This is a genomic window from Pseudomonas sp. NPDC087803, from assembly GCF_044742995.1.
GTDB lineage: Bacteria > Pseudomonadota > Gammaproteobacteria > Pseudomonadales > Pseudomonadaceae > Aquipseudomonas.
This window is the reverse complement of record NZ_JBIUVO010000140.1, coordinates 1-2277: the sequence shown is the minus strand read 5'-3', so window position 1 is coordinate 2277 and position 2277 is coordinate 1. Positions and strand designations below refer to the sequence as shown.

Here is a 2277-nt window from a genome sequence, read left to right as displayed (position 1 = left end):
CCACCGGTGCCAGGGTGAAGATCACCTTGTCGGCAAACGGCGGGGTCCAGTCTTCCTTGAAGAACATCTTCAGCATGTCGGCGGCGATCTGGAACATGCCGAACGGGCCAACGCGGTTCGGACCGTAACGGTCCTGCCACCAGCCCAGCAGGCGACGTTCGACAAAGCTGAGCAACGCGCCCGCGACCACGACGGCCAGCAGAATCACGATGGCTTTGATGACCGTCAGGATCACATCGATCACTTCAGGGGTGAACCAGGTCATTGCGCTGCCTCCTGCAGACCGTCGACGGACAGGCCGGCGAATGCCGGTGGAATGCCGGCGATGCCCGCAGGCAAGGCCACCAGACCAGCGCCCAGTTCTTCATTGATGCGCAGCGGCAGACGCAGGGTCTGGCCGGCCACGTTCAGGCTCAGCAGGGCACCGTCGTTGACGCCCAGGCGATCCGCTTCGGATTTGGCCAGCGCGACGTATGGAGCCGGGATGCGTTCCTGTACCGGCGCGGCTTTCGACGAGTTTTCGTCGCTGCCGAACAGGTGGTAGAACGGCACGGCTTGCCAGGTGCCCGGCGCCGGGTTGAATGCGCGCGGTGCTGCCGCGAACCAGTTCAGCGAATCGCCGGTGCTTTCGATCAGGCGGGTGCCCGGGTCGCCAGCACGCAGGTGACCACCGACTTCGTCCTGGAACTTGTTCCACGCTTGCGGCGAGTTCCAGCCCGGCGACCATGCAAACGGCACCTGCTGACGCGGTTCGGCAGAGCCCGAGTAACCTTCCATGGAGAAGGCGAACGCGGTGTCTTTGTCTTGCGGGGTGCGCGGTTCGTGAACGCTGATGTCGGCGCGCATCGCGGTGCGACCGGAGTAACGCAGCGGCTCACGTGCCAGTTTCAGACCCTTGATGCGGAACGCGGCAGACGGCGCGGCATCGACGATGCGCGCCAGTTGCTCGGTGCTCGACGCCACGGCAGCGGTGACGTGGTCGAGTTGCGTCCAGTCGATCGGCTGGTTCAGCAGGGTCGAGCGCAGGGCGTGCAGCCAGCGCCAGCCTTCGTGAACCAGGATGCTCGCATCCATGTATTGCGGATCGAAAACCTGGAAGAAGCGCTGGGCGCGACCTTCCTGGCTGACCAGCGTACCGTCGCCTTCAGCGAAGCTCGCGGCTGGCAGTACCAGTTGCGCGCGGTCGGTGGTGGCGGTCTTCTGGTGGTCGGCAACGATCACTACTTTCGCAGCGTTCAGCGCGGCATCGACCTTGGCTTTCGAGGTGCGGGTGTACAGATCGTTTTCCAGCACGACGATGGCGTCGGCCTGGCCATCGATAACGGCTTGCAGCGCCGCGTCGACCGATTCGCCACCGAGCATGGCCAGGCCAAGGCTGTTGGCTTCCGGCACGATCAGGCTGATCGAACCGTTCTTCTCGCGCAGCTTCAGGGCTTTGGCGATGTTCGCCGCCGCTTCGATCAAGGCTTTGGAGCCCAGCGAAGTACCTGCGATGATCAGCGGACGCTTGGCCGCGAGCAGGGCGTCGGCGATACGCTTGGCCAGTTCCAGTGCTTCCGCGTCCAGACCTTCAACGGCCGGAGCGCTGGCGTCCAGGGCGTGAGCCACGGCGAAACCGATGCGCGCCAGATCGTCTGGAGCCGCGTGTACGCACTCTTCGGCGATGTCGTCGAGTTTGGTTTCGGCCAGGCTGGCGATGAACAGCGGGTTCAGTTCGTGCTGACCGATGTTCTTCACCGCAGCGTCGAGCCACGGCTGAACGCGCATGGCTTCGGCCATGTCTTCAGCTTTGCCCTTGACCGACTGACGCAGGGACAGCGCCATACGGGCGGCGGTCTGGGTCAGGTCTTCACCGAGGACGAACACGGCGTCGTGGTCTTCGATGTCGCGCATGTTCGGCACGGGCAGGGGGCTGTCCTTGAGCACTTGCAGGACCAGACGGATGCGCTCCAGTTCGGAGGCTTCGATACCGGAGTAGAAGTGCTCGGCGCCGACCAGTTCACGCAGCGCGTAGTTGCTTTCGAGGCTGGCACGCGGCGAGCCGATACCGACGATATTGCGCCCGCGCAGCAGATCGGCCGCCTTGTCCAGCGCCTGATCCAGGCCCAGCTTGGTGCCGTCGGCCAGCAGCGGCTGACGTGGACGGTCGGTGCGGTTGACGTAGCCATAACCGAAACGGCCACGGTCGCACAGGAAGTACTGGTTCACCGAACCGTTGAAACGGTTTTCGATGCGACGCAGTTCGCCGTAACGCTCGCCCGGGGAGATGTTGCAACC

2 protein-coding genes are annotated in these 2277 nt (G+C 64.3%); both read right to left on the bottom strand.

Features of this window, described 5'->3' with window-relative positions; all coding sequences use genetic code 11:
* The coding region (locus tag ACIOUG_RS26970) for an NADH-quinone oxidoreductase subunit H (RefSeq protein ID WP_401070216.1) at window positions 1-265 on the bottom strand (265 nt) is incomplete at its 3' end.
* The coding region (locus ACIOUG_RS26965; RefSeq protein ID WP_401070213.1) for a molybdopterin-dependent oxidoreductase at window positions 262-2277 on the bottom strand (2016 nt) is incomplete at its 5' end. The genes ACIOUG_RS26965 and ACIOUG_RS26970, both read right to left, overlap by 4 nt.